General features: G+C 65.5%; 21 protein-coding genes and 1 tRNA gene. 5 read left to right on the plus strand and 17 right to left on the minus strand.

Going from position 1 to position 26,629, the window contains the following annotated elements:
- Window positions 1–9 precede the first annotated feature (9 nt).
- Window positions 10–1,317 carry a glycosyltransferase gene (locus IT430_05535; GenBank protein MCC6907385.1) on the plus strand — a complete coding sequence of 436 codons (1,308 nt, stop codon included), beginning with the start codon at window positions 10–12 and terminating at the stop codon, window positions 1,315–1,317.
- Window positions 1,318–1,327: 10 nt separating this feature from the next.
- Here IT430_05535 and IT430_05540 read toward each other — a convergent pair whose 3' ends face one another.
- The 3 genes from IT430_05540 to IT430_05550 all read right to left on the minus strand — a co-directional run bounded on the left by IT430_05540 (window position 1,328) and on the right by IT430_05550 (window position 5,698).
- Window positions 1,328–2,923 (minus strand): hypothetical protein, encoded by a 1,596-nt coding sequence (locus tag IT430_05540; protein MCC6907386.1) that lies wholly within the window; start codon window positions 2,921–2,923, stop codon window positions 1,328–1,330.
- A gap of 27 nt (window positions 2,924–2,950) precedes the next feature.
- A complete protein-coding gene (locus IT430_05545; GenBank protein MCC6907387.1) occupies window positions 2,951–3,421 on the minus strand; it encodes a transcription elongation factor GreA in 471 nt (156 codons plus the stop codon).
- Window positions 3,422–3,553: 132 nt separating this feature from the next.
- Entirely contained in the window at window positions 3,554–5,698 is a 2,145-nt protein-coding gene (locus IT430_05550; protein ID MCC6907388.1) for a Zn-dependent oligopeptidase, read from the minus strand.
- 251 nt (window positions 5,699–5,949) lie between these two features.
- Between IT430_05550 and IT430_05555 the strand changes: the two genes are divergently transcribed.
- Window positions 5,950–7,980 carry a S8 family serine peptidase gene (locus tag IT430_05555; protein ID MCC6907389.1) on the plus strand — a complete coding sequence of 677 codons (2,031 nt, stop codon included), beginning with the start codon at window positions 5,950–5,952 and terminating at the stop codon, window positions 7,978–7,980.
- Window positions 7,981–8,060: 80 nt separating this feature from the next.
- Here the strand turns inward: IT430_05555 and IT430_05560 are convergent.
- From IT430_05560 to ispH, 6 genes are all read right to left on the minus strand, one after another.
- Window positions 8,061–8,134 (minus strand) — tRNA-Arg (locus IT430_05560).
- 75 nt (window positions 8,135–8,209) lie between these two features.
- Window positions 8,210–10,030, minus strand: coding sequence for a right-handed parallel beta-helix repeat-containing protein (locus tag IT430_05565; protein MCC6907390.1), 1,821 nt, complete (start codon window positions 10,028–10,030; stop codon window positions 8,210–8,212).
- Window positions 10,031–10,148: 118 nt separating this feature from the next.
- Window positions 10,149–11,282, minus strand: a complete 1,134-nt coding sequence (gene rlmN, locus IT430_05570) for a 23S rRNA (adenine(2503)-C(2))-methyltransferase RlmN (protein MCC6907391.1) — start codon at window positions 11,280–11,282, stop codon at window positions 10,149–10,151.
- 44 nt (window positions 11,283–11,326) lie between these two features.
- Window positions 11,327–12,028: a hypothetical protein gene (locus tag IT430_05575; GenBank protein MCC6907392.1), complete on the minus strand. Its 702-nt coding sequence runs from the start codon at window positions 12,026–12,028 to the stop codon at window positions 11,327–11,329.
- A gap of 163 nt (window positions 12,029–12,191) precedes the next feature.
- On the minus strand, window positions 12,192–12,893 hold the full coding sequence (locus IT430_05580; protein ID MCC6907393.1) for a PEP-CTERM sorting domain-containing protein: 702 nt from the start codon (window positions 12,891–12,893) through the stop codon (window positions 12,192–12,194).
- Between the two features lie 369 nt (window positions 12,894–13,262).
- Window positions 13,263–14,333, minus strand: coding sequence for a 4-hydroxy-3-methylbut-2-enyl diphosphate reductase (gene ispH, locus IT430_05585; GenBank protein MCC6907394.1), 1,071 nt, complete (start codon window positions 14,331–14,333; stop codon window positions 13,263–13,265).
- 84 nt (window positions 14,334–14,417) lie between these two features.
- On the opposite strand from ispH, the gene hpnC reads away from it, so the two are divergent.
- The 3 genes from hpnC to IT430_05600 are packed head-to-tail and all read left to right on the plus strand — an operon-like array spanning window position 14,418 to window position 17,694.
- Window positions 14,418–15,353: a squalene synthase HpnC gene (hpnC, locus tag IT430_05590; GenBank protein MCC6907395.1), complete on the plus strand. Its 936-nt coding sequence runs from the start codon at window positions 14,418–14,420 to the stop codon at window positions 15,351–15,353.
- A 2-nt stretch (window positions 15,354–15,355) separates the two neighbouring features.
- Window positions 15,356–16,336 (plus strand): phytoene/squalene synthase family protein, encoded by a 981-nt coding sequence (locus tag IT430_05595; protein ID MCC6907396.1) that lies wholly within the window; start codon window positions 15,356–15,358, stop codon window positions 16,334–16,336.
- Window positions 16,333–17,694: an FAD-dependent oxidoreductase gene (locus tag IT430_05600; GenBank protein ID MCC6907397.1), complete on the plus strand. Its 1,362-nt coding sequence runs from the start codon at window positions 16,333–16,335 to the stop codon at window positions 17,692–17,694. The genes IT430_05595 and IT430_05600 overlap by 4 nt, the downstream gene beginning before the upstream one ends.
- Before the next feature lie 61 nt (window positions 17,695–17,755).
- Here IT430_05600 and IT430_05605 read toward each other — a convergent pair whose 3' ends face one another.
- The 8 genes from IT430_05605 to IT430_05640 form a co-directional block, all read right to left on the minus strand.
- Window positions 17,756–18,901 carry a hypothetical protein gene (locus tag IT430_05605; protein ID MCC6907398.1) on the minus strand — a complete coding sequence of 382 codons (1,146 nt, stop codon included), beginning with the start codon at window positions 18,899–18,901 and terminating at the stop codon, window positions 17,756–17,758.
- A 63-nt stretch (window positions 18,902–18,964) separates the two neighbouring features.
- Entirely contained in the window at window positions 18,965–19,747 is a 783-nt protein-coding gene (locus tag IT430_05610) for a cytochrome b N-terminal domain-containing protein (protein MCC6907399.1), read from the minus strand.
- A gap of 141 nt (window positions 19,748–19,888) precedes the next feature.
- Window positions 19,889–20,794: a sugar phosphate isomerase/epimerase gene (locus IT430_05615; GenBank protein MCC6907400.1), complete on the minus strand. Its 906-nt coding sequence runs from the start codon at window positions 20,792–20,794 to the stop codon at window positions 19,889–19,891.
- A gap of 83 nt (window positions 20,795–20,877) precedes the next feature.
- Window positions 20,878–21,399: a shikimate kinase gene (locus IT430_05620; protein MCC6907401.1), complete on the minus strand. Its 522-nt coding sequence runs from the start codon at window positions 21,397–21,399 to the stop codon at window positions 20,878–20,880.
- A 9-nt stretch (window positions 21,400–21,408) separates the two neighbouring features.
- Window positions 21,409–22,482, minus strand: coding sequence for a squalene/phytoene synthase family protein (locus IT430_05625; protein ID MCC6907402.1), 1,074 nt, complete (start codon window positions 22,480–22,482; stop codon window positions 21,409–21,411).
- A gap of 324 nt (window positions 22,483–22,806) precedes the next feature.
- Window positions 22,807–24,243, minus strand: a complete 1,437-nt coding sequence (locus IT430_05630) for a trypsin-like peptidase domain-containing protein (protein MCC6907403.1) — start codon at window positions 24,241–24,243, stop codon at window positions 22,807–22,809.
- A gap of 83 nt (window positions 24,244–24,326) precedes the next feature.
- The gene (locus IT430_05635) at window positions 24,327–25,250 is read right to left on the minus strand and encodes a hypothetical protein (protein ID MCC6907404.1); all 924 of its coding nucleotides are present in this window, start codon (window positions 25,248–25,250) and stop codon (window positions 24,327–24,329) included.
- A 79-nt stretch (window positions 25,251–25,329) separates the two neighbouring features.
- Entirely contained in the window at window positions 25,330–26,571 is a 1,242-nt protein-coding gene (locus IT430_05640; GenBank protein ID MCC6907405.1) for a CvpA family protein, read from the minus strand.
- Window positions 26,572–26,629: the final 58 nt, after the last annotated feature.

A 26,629-nucleotide genomic window follows, 5' to 3' on the forward strand; every position in this document is an offset into this window, starting at 1 on the left:
CGCACCGTCGTGCCATCTGCGGCGCGTCCCTATCGGCCGCGCGTGCTGCACCTCATCGACCCGCACGGGCCGATGGTCGGCCCATGCGCCACGGCGATGCTGGGCGACCTGGCGCAGTCCACGGCGGCCCGACAGACTGATCTCATGGCGGCGGTGGTTGGCGGAAGCGGGGCCGAGCGGCTGGCTCGCTCGCTGGGCGTAACAACCTGCGACCGCCTCGCGCCGCTGGGCGGGAGGCCCTGGATGAGCCTGGGGCCGCTGCGGCGGTACGTCGCAGCCGTGGCGCCGGTCGATCTCATCCACTGCTGGTCGCTCGCGACGCTGGGCATGGCGATGGCGGCGGCGCCGGGCGTGCTTCGCGTGCTCACCCTGACGACAGAACCGATCAGCCGCGAGCAGGGACAGTGGCTGCGCGTGCTGAGCACCGCTGGCCGGGCGCCGGTCACCATCCTCACCGCCAGCAGCAGCATCAAACGAGCCTGGGCTCACGCCGGCGTCGAGCCGTCGCTCATGCACGTGCTGCGGCCGGGCCTCGACCTCGCGCGGCTGCAGCAGGGCGATCGGACCTGCCTGCGGCGAGAATGGGACATTCGATCTGACCGGACTGTGGTGGTTCTTGCGACGGCGCAGCATGACGCGTGCGTCGATGCATCGCGCATCGCCTCCATCCAGGCGTGCAGCGCTCTGAGCGGGCTCAATGTGTGCTTTGTCGTGCCCGCCGGCGCCTCGCGCCGGTCGATGGCGCGCTCGCTCGTCATGGGAGGCGGCTCACCTGACCGGCTCATCTTCGATGCGCGGGCCGCGCTTCCCTGGGAAGTTGTCGCGGGCGCTGACCTGATGCTGCACCTCGGCGATGACACGCAATCGGCATTGGTCGAGCAGCCCGCGCAGCGCGGACCCGAGCCCGCCCGGCGGGCCCTGGCCGCAGCGCGAGCGCTTCTGGCCGCACCGCCGAGCGCGAGGCCGGGCCAGGTGCTGGGAGTGCTGCCGATGCTCTGGGCGGCAGCGGCTGGCAAGGCGGTCATCGCAGAAGCCGGTTATGCCGTGGCCGAGGTCGTCGAGAACGGCAAAACGGCGCTGGTCGTCAAGCCCGGCAACAACGGCGCCATCGTGCAACGCCTGCGCGAACTCATCGACGACCCGCAGAAGAACTGGTCGCTGCGCGACACCGCCCGCTCCGAAGCGTTCTCTTTCTTCTCGTGCAGCAGGTACGCCGAGAATCTCGTGATGGCCTACGAGCAGATCCTCAGCAGCCAGCCGGTGGAGATCCCGGCGCTGCCGATGACCGGCGGGCTGGCGTTCGCGGGCAGAAGATGAGTCGGCACGATCACTGAGTCGGCGGCAGGGCGGACTGAATGAACGCCTTGAGGTCATCGCGGAGCTTGCTCAGTGACGGCTCGTGGATGTACATCATGTGCCCGGACTCGTAGTAACCCATGCTGACGTTGCCCTTGAGCGACGGATCGAGCGCCAAGTGGTTGAACGTGTGCTCGGTGGCGAAGTAGGGCGTGGCGAGGTCGTAGTAGCCGTTGGCGACGTAGACACGCAGCGCGGGGTTCTGCGCCATCGCGCCGCGCAGAGTCTCCGCCACGTCGAGATACTCATTCGTCGAGCGGCGGTAGCTCCACGGATGCACGCGGCCGGTGAGGATCTCGTACGGCAGGTCATTCTCGTAACCGAGGTCCGTGCGGACGTAGGAATTGAGCGCGGCGCTGTACGGCCCCTGGATGGCGGCGTAACTCGGGTCGTATTCATACGAGTCGCCGGCGGCGTCGCGATCGATGCCGACAAAGCGGCTGTCGAGCCGGCCGACGGTGCGGCGCTCGTCGCGGCGGAGTTCCTTGACGAAGCGGCCGATGTCCGGCCGCAGGTTGCACCGCTCGATGAATTCCTGCGATACGCCGCAGTACCGCGCCACCTTCGCGGCGATCTTCGACTGCTCCTCCTTGCTGAGCCGGTCGCCCATGAGCAGGGCGCTGGCGTACTCGCCCAGCGCAAAGGCTTCAACTTCATCGAGCGTCTGCCGCAAGTTGCGCTGGAGCATGTCGTCGAGCCGGCCGTGGTACCACGCCGTGGCGCAGTACGTGGGGAGGAAGAGGATGAAGGGCTCGTCGTTGTTCGTATCGAAGCGGGCCGTCTGGAAGTCGAGGATGGAGGAGATGAGCATGATGCCGTTGAGGTACATGCCGTGGCGGTTCTGCAGGTGGCCGGACAACCCGGCCGCGCGCGTCGTGCCGTAACTCTCGCCCGCGAGAAACTTGGGCGAACTCCACCTCTTGTAGCGCGTGGAGTAGAGTCGAATGAACTCGCCGACGGACTCAACATCTTCATCCACGCCGTGAAACTCGCTGGGATTCACGCCCTCGGCCGCGCGGCTGTAGCCGGTCGTCACCGGATCGATAAACACGAAGTCGGTCACATCGAGCAGCGAGTAGCCGTTTTCCACGAGTTGAAACGGCGGCGGCACGGGGGTGGCGTCGTCGTTCATGAGGACGCGCTTGGGACCGAACAGGCCCAGGTGGAGCCAGACGGAGGACGAGCCCGGCCCGCCGTTGAAGGTGAAGGTGATGGGCCTCTTGGAATTGTCGGCGACACCATCGCGGGTGTAGGCGACGAAGAAGAGGTTGGCGCGGTCCTTGCCCTTTTCATCGCGGAGCGCCATGGTGCCGGCCGTGGCGGTGTAGGCGATGGACTCGCCGTTGATGACGAGCGTGTGCTGGGTGCTGACGAGGTCCTCGCCCCAATGCGCGCCGGGCTTTGAGTCTTTGTCTTCCGCCGGCTGCACATCGGGCGACTTGGCGGGCGGCTGAGGCGGTGAATCCGGCGTGGGCTCCTGTGCCGCGGCGCCGAGGGGCGCCAGCGCCAGAGCCAGCCAGGTTGTGACATGGAGAAAGGACAACGGCCCCACCACCCGATCACTCATGCTGCACCTCGTATCAGCCAATCTGGACTAAGCAACGATTTCGATAACTTCAAAGCGCTTCGTGCCGCGGGGGAGGTCGACGCGGATGACTTCACCGATGCGGGCCCGCATGAGCGAGGAACCCATGGGCGACGTGGAGGTGACTTCGATGACCTCGTCGCTGAACACGCCCGACGATTCACCGACGAGGCGGTAGAGCATCTCTTCTTCGTTATCCACGTTGCGGAGCTTGACGGTGGCGCCGAGGAAGACCATGTCTTCGGGAACGACGGAGTCCTGACCGGTGACCATGGCCTTGCTCAGCCGCTCCTCCAACTGGCGGATGCGGGCTTCGTTCACGCCCTGGTCTTCGCGCGCGGCGTGGTAATCGGCGTTCTCCTTGAGATCGCCCAGTTCGCGGGCCTCGGCGATGCGCTGGCTGATCTCGGGGCGGCGTGACTTGAGTTCTTCCAGTTGCTCGGTGATCTTCTGCTTCTCTTCCGGGGAAATCATTTCCATCGTTCAACCGCCTTCCTTCCCGGATCGGTTCGTCATCGTCATTGCATTCGGATCCGCAGCGCAAAGCGCATCCTCGGCCCGCACGGGGGCGTAAGGGAGGCTATGCCTGCAAGCGGGCGTGTGCCGCGCGGCTCACTCTTCCAGTCCGAGGTGCTTGAGGAACGCACTCATGTCCGGCTCGCGACCGAGGTAGTCGCGGACCATGTCCATGCCGTCCATCGTGCCGCCGCGCGCGAGGATCTTCTCGCGGTAGTACCGGCCGGCGTCGGGATCGAGCATCCCCAGTTCCTTGAAGCGCTGGAACATGTCCGACGCGTACACGAGCGACCACATGTACCCGTAGTACCCGGCCTGGTATCCCATGAGGTGGCCGAACGCGGCCTGGAACCACGTCTCGGGCATGGGCGGATACGGCAGCAGCTGCTCGGAGAGTTCGAGTTGCACCGCAGTCGTGTCGATCTCGCCGCCGGGCGCCGTGTGGTAGGCGTTGTCGATCTTGCCCAGCCAGATCTGTCCCATCGCCCACAGGCCCGAGTTGAGATGGCGCGCCGAGATCATGCGATCGAGCAGGTCGCGCGGCAGCGGCTTGCCAGTCTGGTAGTGGCGAGCAAAGGTCGCGAGCACATCGGCGTCCCACACCCAGTTTTCAAACATCTGCGAAGGCGCCTCGACAAAGTCTCGCTCGACGCTCGTGCCGGCAAAACTCTGCAGATCAGCCTCGCTGAGGATCGTGTGCAGGCAGTGGCCGAACTCGTGGAAGAACGTCTCGACCTCGTCGTGCTGCATGAGCGAGGGCTTGTCCGCCGTGGGCTTGGTGAAGTTGCACACGAGCGCGGCCAGCGGCTTCTGCTCGGTGCCATCCATGTACACCTTGTGCTGGCGCAGGCCCCACTGGGCGGCGTGGTTGTACTTGTTGTCGCGCGGGAACAGGTCGATGTAGAACGAGCCGAGCATCTCGCCCGTCTTGCGGTCGTACACCTCGTAGAGTTTGACGTCTTCGTGCCACAGCGGGCGGTCGGGCGTGCCCGCGCTGTCGGTGACGTCGCGGTACTCGATGCCGTAGAGCGACTGGGTGATGCTGAAGAGGCCGTCGAGCACGGCCTGCAGTGGGAAGTACTGGCGCACTTCCTGGCTGTCCACGTTGTACTTGGTGCGCAGCAGGTAGTCTTCGTAGAAGTTGCGATCCCAGATCTCCACGACAGCGTTGGCGTCGCCGGTGTCCTGCCGCTTGGCCTGGGTAAGCTCGGCGTAGTCCTTCTCGGCCTTCTTGCGCACGATGGGAATGAGGTCTTCGTAGAACTGGGCGACGGTGTCGTCGTTCTTGGCCATGCGCGTCTCGACGACGTAATCGACGGTGCTGTCGTAGCCGAGCATCCCCGCGTGCTCATCGCGCAGCTTGAGAATCCGTTCGAGCAGGCGGACGTTCTTCTGGCCGCCGCGCCGGGCGTAGGCGAAGCGGACCTTTTCGCGGGTGGTTTCGACGGTGCAGTGCTTCCACACCGCATCCACCGAGGGGTAGTCCATCGTGATCACATAAAGGTCGCCTGTGCGGCTGCGCGAATTGATGAACTCCTCGGGCACGCCCGCCAGTTCATCACGCGTGACGGCGACGACGGTTTCATCTTCGCGGATGTTCGTCTGGAACTGGATCGCCAGTTCGGAGAGCGTCTTTTCGATCTCCGTCAGTTTGTCGCGCTGCTCCTTGGGCAGCTCCATGCCGGCGCGGCGGTAGTCGCGCAGGGTGTGCTCGAGCAGCCGCGCACGCTCGCCGCTGAGCTTCGGATCCGTGGAGGCATACGCCTTGACGGCGTGGTACAGATCTTCGTTCTTGCTCAGGTCGATCATCCACGACTCGATGCGCAGCTGCGCGGCGTTGGACGCATCGCGCTCAGCGGCGTCGGTCGAGACGTAGGCCATGAACTGGGCCATGTTCGTGCCGCCGTCGAGCCGCGCGAGCAGATCGTCGATCGCGCCGAGCGTGTTCTCGAAGGTGCGCTTCTCGTCGGGCACGGCGATGATCGCGGCGACGGCCTTGTCGGCCTGGGCGATGGCATCTTCGATCAGCCCCGGAATGTCGGTGAACACCGGCGAGCCGACTTTGCGCGCCGCCGTGGCCGTTGTCGCGGCGGAGGCAGCGGGCGTCCCGCGCTGGCCGGCGGCGGTCGCCTGTGCCCACACCGGCGCTGCCGCAGCAAGGCTCAGCGCCAATCCGGCCGCCAGGGTCGCCACTGCCGATGCCGATCGTCCGTGCTCGCGCGTCGTTCTGCTGTATCGCATGACCAACCTCCTCGTTCAGGTGTGTGCGCGCGGCCGACCAGGCGGCCGAGGCGCATTGGGTTGATGATAGGCTCCGCCGGGGCTGTTGCGGCCGTTTTGCGCGCGATTGCCTATTGACACCCGCTCCGACTTCTGGTAGTCTGGCGCTACTTGGGTCCACCCCCGTCCCGTCTGCTGGTGGGCTCTCCCAGGTACGTGCATCGAGCGTTTCGACACGTTGCTGACCTTGGCTTCTTGCGGAGGAATATGCGATGAACCGTTTTCGTGCGCTTGCCCTTCGGCACGCGGTGTGCTTCGGCGCCATTCCGATGATCGTGCCATCTTCACTTCTTGCCCAGGCGCCGGCTGCCCAAGCCGTGCACTACACCGCCGTACCGGGTGATCGCGAATTCTCGGGGCGGCTGATCGTCCGGCCGCTCCAGCCCCAGCACTGGCAGGCGGCGGGGCTCTCAGAGCAGCAGATCGAGCAGCGTCGAGAGCAGGCGCTGGTCGCCCTGGCCGACTACCCGCTCGTGGAGTACATCTGGCAGACGGATGAGTACATCATCTCCCTGCCGCAGGGGCAGACGGAGAATGAAGCCGCCAACGCGCTGCTCACCACCGGGCAGTTCCAGTACGCCGAACCGGACTGGATCGTTTACCCGCTCTCGTGCCCCAACGATGCGCTCTTCAACAGCCAGTGGCACCATGTGAACATGGACTCGTGCGCGGGCTGGAATGTTCACACCGGAAATCCGAGCGTGAGCGTGGGCATTTGCGACACCGGTATCCGCACGACGCACCAGGATTTTCAACAGCATCGGCTCGAAGGCTACAACGCCGTCGATCGCGTCTGGGAGAGCCAGGGCGGCGTCATCGGCGCGATCCATCCGCACGGCACGATGACGACCGGCTGCGCCGCCGCCAACGGCAACAACGGCGTGGGCGTGGCCGGCGTGGGCTGGAATCTGAGCCACCGCATGCTCCGCGTATCCAACAGCACCGGCGGCGGCTCGTCACTCTCCACCCTCCAGCACGCGGCGCGCACCGCCGTCGAGAGCGGCGACAGGGTCGCCAGCGTCTCGTACAGCGGCGTGGACGTTTCCTCGAATCTCTCCACCGCCACGTACATCCGGTCGATCGGCGGGCTGCTCGTCTGGGCGGCGGGCAACGACGGCCGCAACCTGACCTACGGCAATCGCGACAACGATGACATCATCGTGGTGGGCGCGACCGACATCAACGACAACAAGGCCTCCTTCTCCGCTTACGGCCAGTTCGTCGATCTCGTGGCGCCGGGCGTGAGCGTGTTTACGACCGACTCGGGCAGCGACAGCGACTACGCCTCCGTGAGCGGCACGAGTTTCTCCACGCCGCTGACCGCAGGCCTGGCGGCGCTGATCTGGTCCGCCGACCCCTCGCTCACGCCGGCCGAGGTCGAGGCGATCCTCAAGGGCGGCGTCGATGATCTCGGCTCGAGCGGCGTGGACAACACCTTCGGCTACGGCCGCATCAACGTCAACGGCTCGCTCGGTCTCGTCGGCGGCGGCGGCAACCAGCCGCCCGTCGCGTCGCTCAGCGCCAACCCGCTCAGCGGCGATGCGCCTCTCAACGTGTCTTTCGATGCGTCTTCGAGCTTCGACCCCGACGGCAGCATCGTCGACTTCTCGTGGGACTTTGACGGCGACGGCGTGTACGACCAGTCCACCGGAACCAGCCCGCTTGCCGGCGCGACCTACACCGTGCCAGACAGTTACAACGCGACAGTGCGCGTGACCGACGACCTTGGCGCTACAGCCACCGACTCGGTCACGATCAACGTGACCGACCCGAACGGCACGCCGGTGTCGCTTGCTTCAGATGGATTCGAATCGCGCAACTTCTCGGGCGGCAGCGGCGCGTGGGTCGGCTCGTGGGCGACCAGCGGCGACATCTCGCTGCGCTGGCGGCGCGACAACCCGCACACCGGCAGCGGACACGTTCGTTTCCGCCGAAACAGCGGATACATGGAGCGGCAGGCGAACCTCGCGGGCGCCGGCTCCGTCCACCTGACGTTCTGGGCGAAGGTGAGTTCGTTCGAAGGTAACGACACCGCGATCGTCTGGTTCAGCCCCGATGGTGTGAACTATTCGCAGGTGTATACGCTGACCGCCGCCGTCAGCGACAACCAATACCACTACTACGACATCAATCTGTCCGGGCTGGCGATGACCTCCAACGCTCGCGTTGCATTTGATTCGCAGATGAATTCGACGAGCGACTACTTGTGGGTCGATGACATCGACGTGGTCGGCGTGCCGTGAGGCGAGGCCGACGGACGACTGCAGAAACGAAAGCGGGCCGCGCCTCCGGCGCGGCCCGCCTGCTTTTTGGTTTCATTCAACGCCCCGGGCGCGACTCGAACGCACGACCTGCGGTTTAGAAGACCGCTGCTCTATCCAACTGAGCTACCGGGGCCTGATGTCCATGCATGATATGCGGGATCGTCGCAGTGATGAAGATGCTCACCTCGGTCCGGCTCTCCCGGCTCCGTCAGGGCGCGATCGTCACGACTCCGAGATTCGAGACTCGGCAGGTGAACGGCTCGACCGCCTGAATTCGGATCGTCCGTCCCGCGAGCCCTGCCGGGATGTGCACACTGAGCACCGCATTCCCAGCTGCGTCTGCGACCGCATGTCCCAGCAGACGGGACTGATCAATCAGAACATGGGCGGGTCGGCAGCGGGGAACTGGCGTGAGCCCCTCCTGAAAGCCGTAGGCGAAGTAAATAACTTTTCCCGGCCTTGCTTGTGAAACAGCGATGCTGTTGACTTCGCCGGACTGGCGCGGTTCGACGCAGGCGACGCGCAATCCCGCGAGGCCGGCGGCCTCGTATGCACCCATGTCCGCCAACGCACCCGTTCCTCGACCGGTGTCGGGGACCCGCTTGTCATCGCGGTAGCGAGGCTCGCCGGCGAGGTCGATCGACTCGGCTCGCGTGCAGACGAGCGATTCACTGTCGCCTGCGTCGATGCACGGCGAGAACTCGGCCAATCGATAGTCGCCGTTTTCCGCATCAACAAACATCGGGTCGTCCGAGATGTTTCCCTGCCCCATCCAGCCGTCCTGCACGCAACTGAAATTGATCGACGGCTCACCGCCGACCTGAGGCGTTGTATTGTCCCAGACGATCGAATTCACCACGACCATGTCATCGGCATTCAGCGATTCGACTCCACCGACTCCCTTGTAGCCACGGTTTCCGACCAAGGTCGAGTTGACGATTCGAACGCTGCCATCTACCGATGCGACCGCACCGGAACCAGTCACGTTGTTGGTGATGAGGCAATCGATCACGTCGACGGAAGCACCGGAACTCCTGATTGCAGAGCCTCGTGACTCCCAGCCCTTGCCTCCACCACCGCCCAACGCTCGATTTCCGTCAAACGCGCAGCGCAGGAAAGTGGACACGCTTCCTGCAGCCAGGTACGCACCGGCGCCGAATGCGCCCCGTCCCACCTGATACGCCACCACTTCATTTCTGGTGAACTGACAGTCGACGAAAGTGCCGGAGCAGGTCTCCCCCAGATACACCGCCGCTCCCCACAAGCCTTCGTCCGGACTCGACGAGAGGATGTCTTCCTCGACTCTGTTGTGGGTGAACGAGCAGCGACTGACGGTCACTTCCGCGCCGTAATTAAGATAAAGCGCCGCGCCCGTCAAAGAAGCACGATTGATCGAGAAGTCACAGTCTTCGATCACGACCCACGCACCCCACGCTGCGACTGCAGCGCCTCTGCTGCCCTCATTGCTGCGAAAGTCACAATTCCGAATCGTGATGCCGCACGGACCATCAAGGCCAATACCCGCCCCGCTACCATTCGCTGCAACGCACTCGACGAATGCGCAGTCGCGGATTGTCGGAGTGCTCATTGAACTCACTCGGATACCGCCGCCTAGGCGCCCCCAGCAGTATCGAAAGGTAATCCCTTCGACGATCGCGTCAGGCCCTTCGCCGGAGTCGAAGTTGATGCCGCCGACCTCCCCGCCTCCGCGCCCGACGATCTCGCAGTGTTCCCGTCCGTTGGCGCTGCGCAAGGTGATTGCCTTGCCGCCAAACTGCAGCTCCGTATTGCCCTTTCCTGAATACGATCCATCCGCCACGACCACTGTGTCTCCGCTCGTCGCGCTATCGAGCGCCCCTTGGATCGTCTCTTTCGGGCCATTGGGGCTCTCGCACGCCGCCTGCAGGCCCGTCCACGAGTCATCACCGCAGTTGCCATTCACGTAAAAAGTCGTCTGTGCGGCCGCCGCCCGGACCAGGCACAACATCCCAACGATCGCGCAGAAAGTTTGCCTTTGCAGGTGCGTCATCTGGATTCTCCTGACTGGCGGGCAACCGACCCGGGGATGGTCGGCAGGGAGGCCCTCCAGCGACATTATGCCGCAAGACTGTCGCGCCTGTCAAGAACAAAGCCGCCAGATTCTCGATTTATGCCTGCTCGGTGGAAACAGCGGCGGACGCGGAGCGCTGCTCGTGCCGCAACTGGCCGCACGCCGCGGCGATGTCGCGGCCGCGGCTGGCGCGGATGTGGGCGTTGATGCCGCGCTGCCGCAGCACTTCCTGGAACTGTCGCACCGCGGCGTCGCCCGGCCGCGCGTAGGGCAGGCCCGCCACTTCGTTGTAGCGGATCAGGTTCACGTTGGCCCGTAGCGTCCTGGCCACGCCTGCGAGTTGCTCGGCATGCTCGGGCCGATCGTTCACGCCGCCGAGCAGGATGTACTCGAGCGTCACTTCGCGGCCGGTCTGTTTGAAGTAGTACCGCCCGGCGTCCATGAGCTCGGCAATCGTCGTGTACTCGGCCCAGGGAATGAGACGCCTCCGCAGTTCGTCGTTGGGCGCGTGCAGGCTGATGGCCAGCGTCACGGGCACCTGCTCATTGGCCAGGCGCTCGATGGCGCGCGGCAGGCCGACGGTGGAGATGGTGATGCGCCTCGCGCCGATGTTGAGCCCCCACGGCGCCATGAGCGTGCGCACGGCGTGCATCACCGCCTGGTAATTGGCCAGCGGCTCGCCCATACCCATGAACACGACGTTGGTGATGCGCCGGCCCTGTGCGTGCAGGTCGCGATTGAGCAGCCAGACCTGCTCGACGATGCGCCCGGCGCTGAGGTTGCCGTCGAGCCCGCCGATGCCCGAAGCGCAGAACGTGCAGCCCACCGGGCAACCGACCTGCGACGAGATGCACGCCGTGCAGCGGTCGTCGGTGGGGATCATCACGCACTCGGTCTCCTGCGACGCCGCATTGGACAGCGGCAGCGCGATCGACGCCTCGCTTCGCCCGGCGGCGGCCGAAGGATTCCAGCGCACGAGCAGTTTGCGCGTGCCGTCGCTGCCGGTGACATCCACGGCCACTTCGCCCGAGAGAAACGTGAGCCGTCCGGCGAGCGCCTCGCGGTCGCGGGTCGAGAGCGTGGTCATCGCGGCGGGATCGGCGACGGCGTGGCGGTAGACCCATTCGAGGATCTGGTCAGCGCGGAACCGGGGCCAGCCCCATTGCGTCACGAGTGCGCCCAGCGCCGTCGGGTCGAGATCGAAGATGTGCGGCCGCGGGGAATCGGGCATCGACAATGATAAGAGCCTCGCGCGAACCGTCGCCCGACTTCATTTCAGGCGCGGCGGCGACGGCGGCCCACGATCGCGAGTGCTCCAAGACTCATCAGCGCAGCGCCGCCCGGCGCGGGGATGATCCGGAAATCGTCGTAGTAGCTCGTCGCGCCGGCGGAGAAGAGATTGACGTTTGCAATGGCCAGCGGGAACGACGGATCGAGCCGCACCGTGCCCGTCGAGAGGAACTGCCCGTCGTACCACGTCGTCTGCACGTCGTTGTCGAGATCAAAGTCGATGCGAATCCGGGCCCAGCGGTCGTAGGCAATGGGAATCGGCGTCTCGGGTCGGAAGTCGTCGAGCACCGTGCCGGTGGAATAGTCGAACTGCATCTCGATGGTCCACCGGAAGGGGCCGGGGAATTCGAACTCGTTGTGCACGATGAAGTAGGTGTCTTCGACGTGGTCCTCGCGGGCCATGTACATCCACGCGGAGAGCGTCCACTGACCGGAGGTGTAGTTGGGGATGAACGGGTGCACCGCATCGGTGCCCGGCCCGACGAGGATGGACCGGTTGCCGCTGCGGGCCCGGGCGCTGGTGGCGCGGCCGGCGACGGTCATCTCGTCAAAGAAGCCCGACCAGCCGCCGACGTGGTAGAGCAGCTGGCCGTCGCCGTACGACTCGAAGTCTTCGGCCCACTGAGCCGAGGCAGAGCCGGTCGCCATGGCCAGTGCCGCGACGCCTGCAAGTGCTGCTGCGTTCATCTTCTGCTCCCCTCTCGCCTGGCGTTGAATGCAGTCGCCCGAGAAACGTACGGAGATTACCCGCTTCGCTCCACGCCGCCCGGGCACAAAAAGACAGCCGCGCCGGGATCAGAGTCCCGGCGCGGCTTGCGTTCAGGTCACGGAGCCTCGCTCCGGCTCAGGTTCACGCGCGGCGACGACGGCGGCCGGCAAAGCCGAGTCCGCCAAGGCCCAGCAGGGCGATCGTGCCCGGCGCCGGGATGATGTTGAAGTCGTCGTAGTAGGACGTCGCGCCCGTGGAGTAGAGGTCGATGTTGGCGATTTCGAGCGGATCGCCGTTGCTTCGCGTCATCGTCCCCGTCGAGAGCATCTGGCCGTCGTACCACGTCGTCTGCGTGTCGTTGTCGAGATCGAAATCGATTCGGATCTCGGCCCAGCGGTCGTAGGCGATGGCAATGGGCGTCTCGGTGCGGAAGTCATCGAGAACCGTCTGCGTCGTGACGTCGAACTGCATTTCGATGGTCCAGACGTACGGCCCGCCGTGGTTGTACTGATTGTTGACGATGAAGAAGGTGTCGGCGGTGTGGTCGTTGCGATACATGAACATCCACGCGCTGAGTGACCACTGGCCGGAGGTGAATTCGCCGGCGAAGGGGTGGATGGCGTCGGCGCTGGGGCCGGCGAGGATCGACCGGTTGCCGCTGCGCGCCTGCGCACTGGTGGCCGTGCCGGCGGCGCCCATCGTATTGTCCCAACCCGTCCAGCCGCCGACGTTGAAGAGCAGTTCACCGTCGCCGTAAGACTCGAAGTCATCCGACCACTGCGCCATGGCGCTGGCCGGAGCGATCGCCAGAGCGGCGATCCCTGCAAGAATGGCTTTGTTCATTTCCCCGATCTCCTTCTGCTTGATTCCACGGTCCCGTCACATCAATGCATGGCTACAGGAGCGCAACGGGCGCTCCAGCACTCTACCCTTAGAAGACCTTCTTCTGCGGGCATCGATCTGCAATTCGTGAGCCGGATCCCTCATCGCGCGGCGCGTGCGAATGCACTTTCCCGCGCTGGAGGCCCATTCGGCCCCCACCCACACCATGGAACAGTCTAAAGGATTCCGCACGCTTCGCAAGGGGGAAGGGCGGATTTGTCACTTTTTTTCACAATTGGTTCGTCCGATAATGGCACAACACGACCGCCAGCCCCTTGCAGCCTGCACCGTCGCCCTTGGCACTCGTTGCGGGCGCTTCGTATTACCCGATCAATTCCCGACTCTGGCCGGCGCGGAAATGGTGATGCGCACCGGCTCGACGGCCCCGCCTCGCTCGTTCAGCCAATCCACGATGCCGCTGCTGTGATCGAGCGTGATGGTGCGCCCGCTCGGATCGACGCCGCGCTCGCGCATCAGTTCCTTGAGGCTCTGGGGCAGGCCGAATTCGATGCGCTCGTCGTAGACGTCGTACTGCTGCACGATGGCGTCGTACCGGGCGATGAGTTCGGCGAGAATCTCACGCACGAGATCTTCGGGCGCCGAGGCGCCGGAAGTGATGAGCACGGCTTCGACATTCTCAAACCACTCGGGGCGCAATTCCGACATGTCATCGAGCAGATGCGCCGGTGTTCCCGCCGCTTCGGCGATCTCGGTCAGGCGCACCGAGTTGGAACTGTTGCGACTGCCCACGACCAGCACGAGGTCGCACTCGGGAGCGATGCAGCGCACCGCCGTTTGACGATTGGTCGTCGCGTAGCAGATGTCGTCGCTGGGCGGAGACTTGATGTTGGGAAACGCATCTCGCAGTGCGCGAATGATCACTTCCGCATCATCCAGGCTCAGCGTCGTCTGCGTCAGGTAGACGAGCCGGTTCGGGTTGTGGATGCGAAGGTTCGGCACATCCTCGGGAGACTCGACGACCTGGATGGCGTCGGGCGCTTCGCCGACGGTGCCCACGACCTCATCGTGGCCGCTGTGGCCGATGAGCAGGATCTGATAGCCGTCGCGCGCGTAGCGGATCGCCTCCATGTGCACCTTGGTCACGAGCGGGCAGGTGGCGTCAATGGCCGTCAGCCGCCGCTCCCGCGCGGCCCGCCGCACCTCCGGGCTGATGCCGTGGGCGGAGAAGACCACGATCGAATCGCTGGGCACCTGGTCAATGCTGTCCACGAACGTCACGCCGCGTTCTTCGAAGCGGCGAACGACGTGCTTGTTGTGCACAATCTCGTGGTAGACGTAGATCGGCTCATCCGGACACAGCGCCAGGATCTGGTCCACCACGTCCACGGCCATGTACACGCCCGCACAAAAACCCCGCGGATTGGCAAGAATTACCTTCATCGTGCTCAATCATACGGCGGTGGCGCGCAGCGAGCGAAAATCGCCCGGTGCGGCCGCACCTCAAGGCTCGCTAGACTTCTCCCCATGACCGCCGCGACGCTCACTCCTGAACCCGCAGCGCAGGCCGAGGCCTCATTCCGCGCCTGCATGGAGCTCGCGCTGAGCCACTACGAGAACTTTTCGGTCATCAGTCGACTCCTGCCGCGCGAACACGAGCGCGACTTCGCGGCGGTCTACGCCTTCTGCCGCACCGCCGACGATGCGGCCGATGAACGGGCCAGCAAGGCCGATTCGCTGGCGGAACTGGCCGAGATGCACAGGCAGGTCGACCGCTGCGCCGCCGGCGGGGTCGTCGAGGGTCCATACTTCCCCGCGCTCGCGGTCGTCATGTCCAGCCACGGCGTCCCGGCCGAGCTGTTCCATCGCCTGCTCGACGCGTTCGAGCGCGACCAGCGCCAAACCCGCTATGAGACTTGGGAGGACCTGCTCACGTATTGCACGGGCAGCGCCGATCCCGTCGGGCGGATCGTGCTGCTCATTACCGGCCATGGGGATCGACCCCAGATCGACGAGATGTTCCGCCTGAGCGACTGCACATGCACCGCCCTGCAACTGACCAATTTCTGGCAGGATGTGGTTCGCGACCTGCTCGAACGCCATCGAATCTACATCCCGGCGGAGATGATGCGCGAGCACGGCGTAAGCGAGGCCGCCCTGCAGCGGATGATCGAGCGGCGGCAGGCGGATGAGTCGTTCCGAAGTCTGGAGCGGACCCTGGCGGCCCGGACGCAGCCGCTGTTCGACGAGGGTAAGGGGCTCTGGCCCCATTTGCGGCCGCCGGTCCGGCCTGCCATTCAGTTGTTTACGGCAGGCGGTGAATCGATCCTGCGCGCGATCCGGCGGCAGCGCTATGATGTCATCATGCGCCGGCCCACCCTCAGCCGGTTGGGCAAGGCGGCGCTCGCGGCGAGGGCGTGGATCGGGCTTCGGCTTGGTTTGGACGTGTTCAGAAATGGGTGATGATGAGCCGATCCGCAGCCACCACCGTCACCGCCAACTCGCTCGCTGAGCCGCAGGATCCCGCCGCCCAGCAGACTGCGTCCCCGGCTCTGCGCGACGCCTACGAGCAGTGCCGCCGCATCACCCGCGCCAACGCCCGAAACTTCTATTTCGGCCTGCGACTGACGCCCGAGCCCAAACGGTCGTCGCTCTACGCCATCTATGCATGGATGCGGCGGGCTGATGACCTCGTCGATGACAGCCTGGGCGATGAGGCCGCCCTGGCGGACTTCCGAGAACGGACCAGCCGCGTGTTCCGAGGCGCCTGGCGGCCGCATCGCGATGCCGAGCACGCCCTCGAAATCGGCGCCGATCATGCCATGTGGCACGCCTTCGCCGACACGGTCTCGCGATTCCGACTCCGCGAGACGGAGTTCCGCGAGATGATCGAGGGTCAACTCTCCGATCTGCACGGCGCCAAATACCGGACACTGGACGACCTGGTGACCTACTGCCGCCACGTGGCCTCGACGGTCGGCCTTGTCTGCATCTCCGTCTGGGGCTTTGACGGCAGCGCGCGGGCCCGGCGGCTGGCCGAGTGGCGGGGCATTGCGTTTCAACTGACCAACATTCTGCGCGACTACGCCGAGGATTACGACGTCGGCCGCGTCTACCTGCCCGCCGACGACTTTGCCCGCTTCAACCTCTCGCCTGAGGAGTTGCGGAACTGGTCCAACCCTGAGGCGTGTCTCGAGTTCATGCGCTTCCAGATCAAGCGGGCCGGGGAGTATTACGATCGCTCGGCCCCGCTGGCGGAAGTGGTGCATGAAGACGGGCAGGCGGCTCTGGCGGCGATGACGCGCATCTACCGCCGCCTGCTCGAGCTCATCGCCGTCACCCCCAGGCGGGCCGCCTCCGGGTCGGGCCGCATCCGCGTGGCTACGTCACGCAAGATCATGATCGGCCTCACAGCCGCGTGGACCAGGCGGCGGAGCGGCTCGTGAGCCACTCCGGCCGCGTCGCGGTCATCGGAGGCGGGGTAGCCGGGCTGGCCGCGGCGGTGCGACTCCACGAGGCCGGCTGCCACGTCACGCTCATCGAAGCCAGGAACCGACTCGGCGGCCGGGCCACCAGTTTCACCGATCCCGCCACCGGCCAGCGCATCGACAACTGCCAGCACGTCGTGCTGGGCTGCTGCACGAATCTGCTCGACTTCTATGCGCGGCTGGGAGTGAATGACTGCATCCGCTGGCACGACCGGATGTACTTCGCCTCCGCTTCGGGCAGCGTTGACGTTCTCAAGCCTTCGGTGCTTCCGGCGCCACTGCACCTGGCGCTTTCGATGGCTGCCTTCCGCGCCTACAGCGCGAAGGAGAAGATCGCGCTCGCCTCGGCGATGCGCGCCGTTGCCGCGGCGGATCGCAGCGCGTTCGAGGGCATCACGTTCGGTGAGTGGCTCCGCCAGCGCGGGCAGAGCGAGCGCCTCATCGCCCGCTTCTGGGATGTCGTCGTCGTCAGCGCGTGCAACCTGCCGTGCGATCGGGTGTCAGCCGAGCCGGCGCTGCAGGTGTTTCAGCAGGGCTTTCTGGCGCATCGAGATGCATGGCGGCTGGGTCTGCCGGACTGCCCGCTCGTGAGCCTCTACGACCCGGCGCACCATTTCATCGATGACCTGCGCCTTTCAAGGCGCGTGCAGCGGATTGAGGGCGCCTCGCGCGTGGAGTTCGTGTGGCTCGATGACGGCTCGCGCGTCGAGGCGGATGCATACGTCCTGGCGCTGCCGTTTGAGCAGATTGCAGGCGTGGTGAGCAGCGACCTGGCCTCGGCGGATCCGCGGCTCGCGCAGCCCCGCGGCCTGGCGCACAGCCCGATTCTCGGCGTGCACCTGCACTTCGAGCAGCCGGTCACCGATCTGCCTCACGTCGTGCTGCTCGATGCGCTGGTGCAGTGGGTGTTCTTCAAGGACTCAGGCCGCACGGCGCATGCGGTGATCAGCGCCGCCGACGCGTGGATGGCATTGAGCGTCGAGGAGATCGTGCGCCGGGTTCGCGAAGAGATGTCTGGGCATTTTCCCGCAGCCGGTCCGCAGAGCGCCAATGCGCTGCTGCGACAGCACGTGGTGAAGGAGAAGCGGGCGACGTTCTCCGCGACGCCGGGCTCGCAGGCGCAGCGGCCGGCGACGACGGGGCCCGCAGCGAACCTGCTGCTGGCGGGCGACTACTGCGCGACCGGCTGGCCGGCGACGATGGAGGGCGCCGCGCGCAGCGGCTACGCCGCGGCCGGCGCCATCCTCGGCCTGGACCTGTCCGTGCCGGACCTGCAGCCGTCGCTGCTGTATGGAATCGCGGCGTCACTGTGGTGACGGAATGAAAAGCCCATGCAAGGCTTTGCATGGGCATTGAGAAGCAGAGACTCCGCGCGCTTCAGAGATTGAAGTTGATCTCGGGCATGGCGATGATGTACTTGAGGTTCATCGTCCACCGGCCGACCATCTTGACCGGCACGAGCATCATGACCACGAAAAGCACCGCCATGAGGTAGTAGCGCGCAAAGCCCATCTGGTGCCGTAATCGGCCGAAGAAGCCGATTTTCGTCATGAGGTACGGCAGGGCGAAGAACCAGAACGCCGACAGCACCATGCCCGGCCATTCGCGCACGAGCATGCTCTCGGGCAATTTGCTGTCCATGATGACGACGTACCAGATATCGCTGATATTGATGTTGGTCAGCGGATCGACGCGGTGCGGGTCCCACACCTGGAACGGGCCGAAGAAGTTCCAGTTCGGGCCGCGGAGGAACGTGCCAAAGACGATCAGCACGCACCAGAGGATGAGGTAGCCGAACATCCACGTCAGGATCGCGAACTTGCGCTCTTTGAACGTGTAGTAGCCGTTGCCCTTGGGGTTGGTGTCGATGTAGGGCATCGCGGCCAGGCCGAGAATGATCAGCCCCGGCAGCACCACGCCGGCCATCCACGGGTCGAAGTAGACGAGCAACTCCTGCAGGCCGAGGAAGTACCACGGCGCCTTGGACGGGTTCGGCGGACCGGCGGGATTGGCCGGCGACTCCAGCGGCGCCTTGAGCAGCACCGACCAGAGGACCAGCACCACCGTGCACAGCACCATCGCCAGCAGTTCGGTGTAGACCAGGTCGGGCCAGCAGAGCACCTTGTCTTCGCGGTCCTCTTCGATGAGCGGCTTGCCGATTTCCATGTTCTGGTCGTTGATCGCCGCCTGCCGCAGCCCGAGCCAGAGGAAGAAAAGCGTGAGGAAGATCATCATCGAGATCGGCACGTTGTCGGGCTTCTGGAGGATCGACGCGTAACTCTCATCGAGCTGGATGAACCCGAAGTAGACGATTGTGAAGACGATCATCATCGGCCAGAAAATGATCGGCTTGGTCCACTTGCGGTAGCCGAAGAACGCCCCGAGCATGAGCAGCAGGAACAGCGGGAGGCTGAACTGCGGCACGCTCCAGCGGTTGACAAAGTCCTTGAACTTGTCCAGTGCAGTCACCTGCTCAGCGCCGGCGGCGAGGAGGTACGTCGAGTTGGCAAGCAGCGTGTGCATGAACGATCGATTCCGTTAGTCGCGAAGTCTCTGATCCGCCGTCATCCCCAGCCGCCTCTCCCCTCACATCGGCCCGCTGATGCCGCCGTCCTTGCGGATGCGCCAGAAGTGCACGGCGATCAGCGTCGCGGCCGCAAGCGGGATCGCGATGCAGTGGAGCACGTAGAAGCGCAGCAGCGCCGCCTCGCCGACCGAATCGCCCGCGAGGAGCAGGAACTTCGCATCGGAATACGGCGTGACGATTGGAATGCCGCCAGGCAACTGGAGCAATTCGCGCCCGGGCCCGTTCATGCCCGCAAAGGGCGTCGCCTCGGCCATCTTGCTGCCCACGGTGATGGCCCAGATCGCCAGCTGGTCCCACGGCAGCAGGTAGCCGGTGAACGAGAGCAGCATCGTGAGCACGAGCAGAATGACGCCGACGACCCAGTTGAATTCGCGCGGCGGCTTGTACGAGCCGGTCAGGAACACGCGCATCATGTGCAGCCAGACGGCGATGATCATGGCGTGGGCGCCCCAGCGGTGGATTTCGCGCATCACGCCCAGCGTCAGGGCAGCTCTCATCTGGATGATGTCGCTGTAGGCGTATTCGACCACCGGGCGGTAATAGAACATCAGCAGCACGCCGCTGATGGTCTCGGCGATAAACAGAAAGAAAGTGAGGCCACCCATGCACCACGTAAAAGAGAGGCGGATGCCGCTCTTGCGCACGGCGACGGGGTGCAGGTGAAGGAAAACGTTCGACATGATCGCCATGACCCGCGTCCGGCGGTCGCGCGGGACGCCGTGGCGGAAGATCGAACTCCACACCTGGCTCTCGCGAATCGAGTTGATCACGCCCTGAAGCATCAAACATTCCTCTCGCGGCTGGTCGTTTTCGAATCGGCTCCAGCCACTCATACAGATTGAGCAACCCGTGTTAAGGGTCGAGCAAGGCTCGCAGTGGACGCCGGACCTTTGAGCCGCCGGCGCTGCCTGCTCGCCCGGCCATCATCCACTGCGCACTTCAAGGACAGCCGCCTCGCGCTTGGCCAGAGGCTTGCCTTTCTTATCCACCTTGAGGCGCATCCATTCCGACAGTGTCTCCCGGGCCCTGGGCAGCGCCTCCTCCGGCTCTGCCAGCCCCGGCAGCCACAGTTTATCCCATTCGAAGCACAGCCAGCCGGTGAAGCCGATGCCGCGCAGCATTTCGACGAAGCGCTCGACCTCCACCGTGCCTTCGCCCAGCGCGCAGTAGCCGGTGCCTTCGCCGACCACGGTGTCCTTGAGCTTGGCGTAGCGAATGCGGCTGTTGAGCGTGGTCACGCTCAGCCCCGGCCGCTCGCCGACAGTCGCGGCATAGGCCACGTTCCAGCACACGCCCACAAGCGGGTGCTCGGTGTAGTTCGTGAGGTTCCACAGTTCGCGCGAGCGGGCGAACGAGCCGGCGTTCTCGATGACGATCTCGACGCCGCTCTCTTCCGCATATTCGGCCAGTTCGACGTAGCGCTCGGCGAGGCGACGAATCGCCGCGGGCGGCTGCTCGCCGGGATAGATCATGTAGCCGAAGGTGCGAATGCGCTGGCAATTCAGGGCCTGCGCCATGTCAACAAATGACTTGGCGCTCGCCAGCGCCTGCCGCGCCTCGGTCTTGCCGCGGTAGTGCAGTGCGGCGCTCGTCGCCAGGCAGGAGATCTGAATCGAGGATTTGTCGAAGAGGTGCCGAACCTTCTCCGGATCGCTCAGTGCCGGATCGCAGGCCAGGTGGCTCGAGCCCGAGCCGAACGTCCGCAGTTCGACGCCCTGGTAGCCGTACTCGCCGGCGGCTTCGATCACGCGCTCCAGGCCCCATTGCGGGCAGGCGACAGTGCTGAATGCCAGTGGGTTGATCGGGTGCTGATTCGACGCTTCGCTCATGACGCTCCTGCCCGGGCCCTGGGGCGCGGAGGCAATCGTAGAGACAGCGCTTCGACGGTCAAACGCGGAAAACCGGCCAGAAGTCAGAAGTGGTTTCGAATGAGGTAGTCGGCAGCGTCGCGCTCGCCCAGGCGGGACACGTCGAGCACCACATCGGCGACCATGCGGTAGATCGGGTCTCTCTGTGCCAAGACGATCTCGATCTCTTCTGACGGCGGCCGGCCCGTGAGTGACGGCCTATCTCCCGCTTGGGCGGTGAGCCGGCGTCGCAGCTCGACCGCGTCGCAAGCGAGGTAGATGACCTTCAGCCGACCCGCCGCGCGAGCCGCGTCAATCGCCTCCTGCACGGCCGGCACGAGCGGCGCCCCGCCCCCGGCCGCGATGACCTGATCATCGGCCTTGAGCAGTTCGGCGATGACGCGCCCCTCCGCGTCGCGCCACGCCGGCTCGCCGTGGACCTGCCAGACCTCCGAGATCGTCCCTTCGGCGAACTGGGCGAGCACGACCTGATCCATGTCGATGAATTTTCGCCACAACGCGTCGGCGATGATGCGCGCCAGAGTGGACTTTCCGCTGGAACGAGCGCCGATCAGCATGATGTTCATGGGGCATCCTCAGCGGTGCGGCACGGGATCGGATTGATTCATCGGCAACTCCACCGCGAGAGGATCGGCCGAAGCCTGCGCAGACGCCGCCAGCCTCGGGTCGATCCGCCGGGCAATGGCGTGGCGCCACGCGCGGAAGCGATACGCCCGCAGGCGGTCCGGCAGGGCCAGCGGCGGCTCGTGCCTCCCCAGTGGTTCACCGCACAGCGCCGCGCCCCATACCCCGACGACCGCCGCGACGGCACGCCCGGCCCCGCCCGGCAGGAGCTCCAGAAGCCCTGCGGCGTGAACCAAATCGGCCAGGCACTCGCGGCGAAGCTGCGCCAGCAGCAGTGTGCAGCGGCGGTCAAGTTCTGAATCGGGCTCGGTCTCCGCGCCGCCAATCCACCGGACCAGGTCCGAATCGCGCAGCGAAAAGCGCGACAATGTCTCCAGCGAAACCAGGCAGCGATCCTCCGCAATCAGTGAGCGGCGGAGCGTAAGCAATTCCCGGGCCTGCATGATCGCTCCCGTGGCGCCTGCGGCCATCGAGCAAAGCTCACCAGCGACTGGATTGGGGAGCACGATGCTTGCCATGATCTCCGCCAGCGGCCCGGCGACGGCGCCGACCAGGTTTTCGCGGGTGCGGCGCGTGGCGACACGCCGCACCTCGACGCCAGCGCTGCACCCGTCAACGAACGCATCAAAGGCAGCGCGCGGCAGCTGGCGGGCCTGCCGCACCGCGACAAAAGCCTCGAGTTCGGGCCGGCCGATCGACGCGGCCTCAGCCTCTTCGAAAAGGAACGAGACGATATTGTGGGCCACGGCCGTGCGCTGCGCCAGCGACCCCGAGCCGCACCCGCACCCCAGGGCGGCCGGCGGCTTGGGTCCGTTGTCTTCAGCGGCCGGATCGCGCTCCACCTCGCGGCCGGCCACCACGTCCGACAGCAGTCGCAGTACGGCGGCTGCGGCGAGCAGCTGGTCGCGCGGGTCACGAGGGAGGAATCGCACGGCAAGCCAGATGTCGGGCGCGCTGCGCCGACAGGCGCGATGCAGGATCGCCGAGTGGCGGTGGTCCACGGGCGCGGCGACGTTACGCGTCATGCCCGCGCACCGTGCCGTTGATCGGCCGCGTCAAATCGACCGATAACCAGTTCGAAGAAGTTGCCGCAGCAGATTCGGCCGTCATTGAGCGCGCCGTGCCGGCGGTTATCCACCAGAAATTCAACAAAAACGCAAGTTTTCGATTGCATTCTGAGGCTGCCGATGCCATAGTATAGGGTCAGCAATCGCGCAGGTGCGCCTGCGCCAAAGACTTACGACCCTGCCATCCACCCGCCGCCGATTCGGAGTTTCTCCGGTCGGCGGTTTTACTTTTGGGGCGGCTCCCCGACTGAGCCGCAACTCTTGCGCTGCACGGCGCTTAGTTTACTGAAGTTCTATCGCCACGTAGGCTCGCGCCGAGTCATATCCCGCCAGCCGTCCAGACCCGCTCACGACCGCCTTGCGCACGGCGAAGCGGATGATCGTACCGGGCTTGGAGGATTCGATGAACTCGAAGAGCCATTTGGCCCAACTTCGGCCGTTGTAGCCGACACGCGCCGCCTGGAGCGGCTGGCCGTTGACGGCGACGATGAGATCGCCCGCCGCGATTCCGCTCAGTTGCGCGGGCCGGCCGGGCACGAGTTGCGACACTTCGACACCGGTCTGCTCGCCGAGATTGCGCAGCGCGGATTCGGTCACGTCGAGCAGGCTCACGCCGAGTCGCCCGCCCTGATTCGGATCGATGATCTCGCGATGCACCTCCGCGTCGGTCTCCTCCATCTCGGCCAGCGTCACTTCGAAGGTGCGCCGCCGCGCATTTCGATAGACCTCGACAACGATCCGCTTGCCCGGCTCCATCATCGCGACCTGGCTGCGCAGATCTTCGACGTTGAGCACGGGCCGATCGTCGATCGAGGACAGAACGTCCTCCGCCAGCAAGCCGGCGCTCCCGGCGGGAAACCTCGGGTCAACTTCCGTGAGCAGCACGCCGACCTGATCGCGCGGCAGGCCGTAGCTGACGGACAGCGCCGGAGTGAGATCCTGAAGATTGACACCAAGCCAAGCGCGCACGACGCGCCCCTTATCGATCAACTCGCGCGCGATGTAACTGGCCAGCGAGGTGGGGATGGCAAAGCCGAGTCCATCGGAGCCGCCGGTCTGCGTGACAATCGCCGCGTTCACGCCGACGACTTCGCCGCGCAGGTTGAGCAGAGGCCCGCCTGAGTTGCCGCGGTTGATGGCGGCGTCGGTCTGGATGAAATCTTCGTACCCGCGTCGCCCGATGGAACTGCCGACGATATTGAGCCGGCGGTTGGTCGCGCTGATCACGCCCACCGTCACCGTCTGATCGAGGCCCAGCGGGAAGCCGACGGCGACGACCCACTCGCCGACTTCGAGCTGGTTCGTACTCGCGAACGGGAGCGCGGCGACGCCATCGCTCTCGATCTTCACCACGGCCAGATCGGTCAACGGATCAGCGCCCACGAGCGTGGCCGGTTTGATGCGGCCGTCGCTGAATTCGGCGAGCAAGGTGAGCGAGGCTTCGACGACGTGGTTGTTGGTGAGCAGGTGGCCCTGCTTGTCGATGAGGAAGCCCGATCCGGTGACCTTGGCGCCGCCGCGCGTGTAGCCGGTGATGCGCGCCACGCTGGGGCTGGCCTCTTCGGCGACGGCTTTGAAGGCGTCGCTGATCTCCATGGCCCGGGCCACGGCCGGGTGCTCAATCTGGGCCGCCGTGGGCCCGGCAAGCGCCAGTGTCATCGTTGCGCAGAGCACTGCCGCGAAGCCGCGCCCTGTTCCAATCCTGTCAACTTCGTTCATCACCAATCCTCGATTATCGATCAGACTCCCCGGGCGACCCTTCAACAAGACGCATGCAGCCGCCCGCTCATCCCATCACACGATTACAGTCGGCCCGGTTCGCCCGCAGCCTCGAGCCCGACGGCGATGACGGGCGCATCGAGGCGCTGCGTCGCCGTGTGGGCGAGCATCCCCGCCTCAAGCGCCGACTCGCAAACCACAAACAGGCTCGAGCCGCTGCCGGTTACATGAACCGGCCGCTCGGATAGATCGGCCAGATCGGCCGCGAGCCGGGCGAGATCGGGCTGCAATTCAAACGCGGCGCGGGCCAGATCATTGAACGGCGCATCACTGCGGACGCGCCCGGCGGCCGCCATGGCCCGTACGCGCTGCGCTGCCTGCTCGAAAGGGCCGTCGCCGGGCGCGTAACCGTCAAACAGCCGGTACACCTCACCCGTCGCACAGGCCAGATCGGGCATACAAAGCGCCAGGTGCAGGTCGTCCGGCTGCCCGGCCGGGCTGATCCGCTCGCCGAAGCCCTGCACGATAGCTGAAGGGTGACGAAGAAAGAACGGCACGTCGCTGCCGATGCGGCCGGCCAGTTCGTGCAGGTGATCGAGCGTCAGATTGAGTTCGAACAGCGCGTTGCACGCGAGCAGCATCGATGCGGCGTCGCTCGAACCTCCGCCCAGGCCGGCGCCGAGCGGAATGCGCTTCTCGATCTTCATCTGCACCGGCAGGTCGCGCCCGGTGGCCTCCTGGAGAAGCAGGTGCGCGCGGACGGCAAGGTCCTTGCGGATTGGCCAGTCGATTTCGGGTCTGTGCACGGCGTCTTCGGCCCACATGATCGCGTAGCGAGAGAGCGAGCCGCCGGGCAGGCGCGTCAGGGTCAGATCGTCACAAAGCGAGATGCGCACCATCCACGAGCAGATCGGATGCCGCGCATCGCCCGACGCCGAATCGGCGCGGCCGACGGCGAGTGCGAGATTCACCTTCGCCGGGGCGCGAAATGTCACCGAATCGGCCATGGGAGATGGAGGATAGTCGGCGCGCGGGGCAACTGCCGCTAAAGGATCGCGCGCGGCGCCCTTCAGCCCCGTGATCGCGTCAATCCTGGTGCGAGCGCTTGGGCTCCTGGACCGTGACGACCATGACCATCACGACGCACACCAGCCCGAGCACATAGCCCAGCCACGGCTTGGTCGAACCGGCGCCGCCGGCCCGGGGCGGCGGCTCGTTGGTCTTGAGGGCCGCCAGATCGCGCTCGGTCCACACCGTCGGAGCGGTGCGCGGAATAGGGGCTCGCATCTGGCGCACCACGATATGGCTGGGTCGCCAGGTCTGCGGCATGACGAATTCGAACTTGAGCGGGATGCCCGATGAAGCGCCGCCGACGCTGCTGGCCGCGAGATCGCCGCCGTCGTAGAGGAATCGCCCCTCTTCGGCGCTGTCCGGCTGGTACTTCTGAATGAACGCGCTCGGGTAGATGGGCTCGTAGGTCTCCTCCGGTGAATCGGTGCGGCAGACGAGGTACACCTGCGCTTTGGTGAGGCGAAGCTTGTCGCCTTTGTCCGCGGCGGCGTTGTCGATCAACACGTCAACGATGGTCAACTTGAACCGGTTGCCCGGCGCCTGCATGGCGCGATTGATGCCCTTGGCCTCCTCGTCGAGGAAGTTGCTCGGCAGCGCCTCGTCGTTAATCTCGTACACGCCTTGCACCTTGACCTGGTCGGGTCCGAGGCCCTGGCGACTCTCGCCGCTGTTGATGCTCTCGGAATAGAGGCTGGCGGCGCGGGCCAGATCGGGATACCAGCGGGCGAGGTTGTTGGGGGCGTACATCGAGCCTTTGCTGGCCCAGGTGTAGAACTTCGCCGTCCAATCATCCACCGGCAACCAGAGGTGGCCGGACGTACCCGAGGGCCGGTTGACTTCGCCGTGCTCATCGACTTTCCAGCCTCGGTAGCCGAGCATCTCGGAAGGCATCTGGAGCATCTGGATGCCCAGCAGGAGCATTCCGATGGTGAGCACGCCGGACGCGGCTCCCAGCACGCCGCCGCCGATGAAGTTGGTCGTCGTCGAGAAGTGCACCTGGGCCGGGCAGGCTTTGCCGACGATCAGGCGCAGGATGAACAGGCTCAATGAGAACACGACCACGAGCGTGAGCCCCCATGCGTAGTCGGGCATCTTGCTGCCGAGGAACAGCATGACGATCGGCTCCCAGGCGGCAAACGCGATGGCGCCGGCGACGACGACGCACGCGAAGTGCAGCAGCGCCGAGAAGAAGCCGTACGCCGCGAGAATCCACGCGGTCACGCCGACCAGCAGGACGACGAGGATGTTCATGATCATGGATGTCTACTCCTCAAGTCCGGGGCCGGCGCGATCGGGCCGGCCGCATTGAGTTCTC

This window comes from Phycisphaerales bacterium (assembly GCA_020852515.1).
Lineage (GTDB): Bacteria > Planctomycetota > Phycisphaerae > Phycisphaerales > UBA5793 > UBA5793.

What these genes read in the sequence shown, in the direction of transcription:
- hpnC (MCC6907395.1), top strand. Translation starts at nt 14,418, where the DNA reads ATGACCGCCGCGACGCTCACTCCTGAACCCGCAGCGCAGGCCGAGGCC.
- IT430_05540 (MCC6907386.1), bottom strand. Translation starts at nt 2,923, where the DNA reads ATGAGTGATCGGGTGGTGGGGCCGTTGTCCTTTCTCCATGTCACAACC.
- IT430_05640 (MCC6907405.1), bottom strand. Translation starts at nt 26,571, where the DNA reads ATGATCATGAACATCCTCGTCGTCCTGCTGGTCGGCGTGACCGCGTGG.
- IT430_05630 (MCC6907403.1), bottom strand. Translation starts at nt 24,243, where the DNA reads ATGAACGAAGTTGACAGGATTGGAACAGGGCGCGGCTTCGCGGCAGTG.
- IT430_05565 (MCC6907390.1), bottom strand. Translation starts at nt 10,030, where the DNA reads ATGACGCACCTGCAAAGGCAAACTTTCTGCGCGATCGTTGGGATGTTG.
- IT430_05620 (MCC6907401.1), bottom strand. Translation starts at nt 21,399, where the DNA reads ATGAACATCATGCTGATCGGCGCTCGTTCCAGCGGAAAGTCCACTCTG.
- IT430_05625 (MCC6907402.1), bottom strand. Translation starts at nt 22,482, where the DNA reads ATGACGCGTAACGTCGCCGCGCCCGTGGACCACCGCCACTCGGCGATC.
- IT430_05550 (MCC6907388.1), bottom strand. Translation starts at nt 5,698, where the DNA reads ATGCGATACAGCAGAACGACGCGCGAGCACGGACGATCGGCATCGGCA.
- IT430_05610 (MCC6907399.1), bottom strand. Translation starts at nt 19,747, where the DNA reads ATGCTTCAGGGCGTGATCAACTCGATTCGCGAGAGCCAGGTGTGGAGT.
- IT430_05545 (MCC6907387.1), bottom strand. Translation starts at nt 3,421, where the DNA reads ATGGAAATGATTTCCCCGGAAGAGAAGCAGAAGATCACCGAGCAACTG.
- IT430_05615 (MCC6907400.1), bottom strand. Translation starts at nt 20,794, where the DNA reads ATGAGCGAAGCGTCGAATCAGCACCCGATCAACCCACTGGCATTCAGC.
- IT430_05605 (MCC6907398.1), bottom strand. Translation starts at nt 18,901, where the DNA reads ATGCACACGCTGCTTGCCAACTCGACGTACCTCCTCGCCGCCGGCGCT.
- IT430_05580 (MCC6907393.1), bottom strand. Translation starts at nt 12,893, where the DNA reads ATGAACAAAGCCATTCTTGCAGGGATCGCCGCTCTGGCGATCGCTCCG.
- IT430_05635 (MCC6907404.1), bottom strand. Translation starts at nt 25,250, where the DNA reads ATGGCCGATTCGGTGACATTTCGCGCCCCGGCGAAGGTGAATCTCGCA.
- IT430_05555 (MCC6907389.1), top strand. Translation starts at nt 5,950, where the DNA reads ATGAACCGTTTTCGTGCGCTTGCCCTTCGGCACGCGGTGTGCTTCGGC.
- ispH (MCC6907394.1), bottom strand. Translation starts at nt 14,333, where the DNA reads ATGAAGGTAATTCTTGCCAATCCGCGGGGTTTTTGTGCGGGCGTGTAC.
- IT430_05595 (MCC6907396.1), top strand. Translation starts at nt 15,356, where the DNA reads ATGAGCCGATCCGCAGCCACCACCGTCACCGCCAACTCGCTCGCTGAG.
- IT430_05575 (MCC6907392.1), bottom strand. Translation starts at nt 12,028, where the DNA reads ATGAACGCAGCAGCACTTGCAGGCGTCGCGGCACTGGCCATGGCGACC.
- rlmN (MCC6907391.1), bottom strand. Translation starts at nt 11,282, where the DNA reads ATGCCCGATTCCCCGCGGCCGCACATCTTCGATCTCGACCCGACGGCG.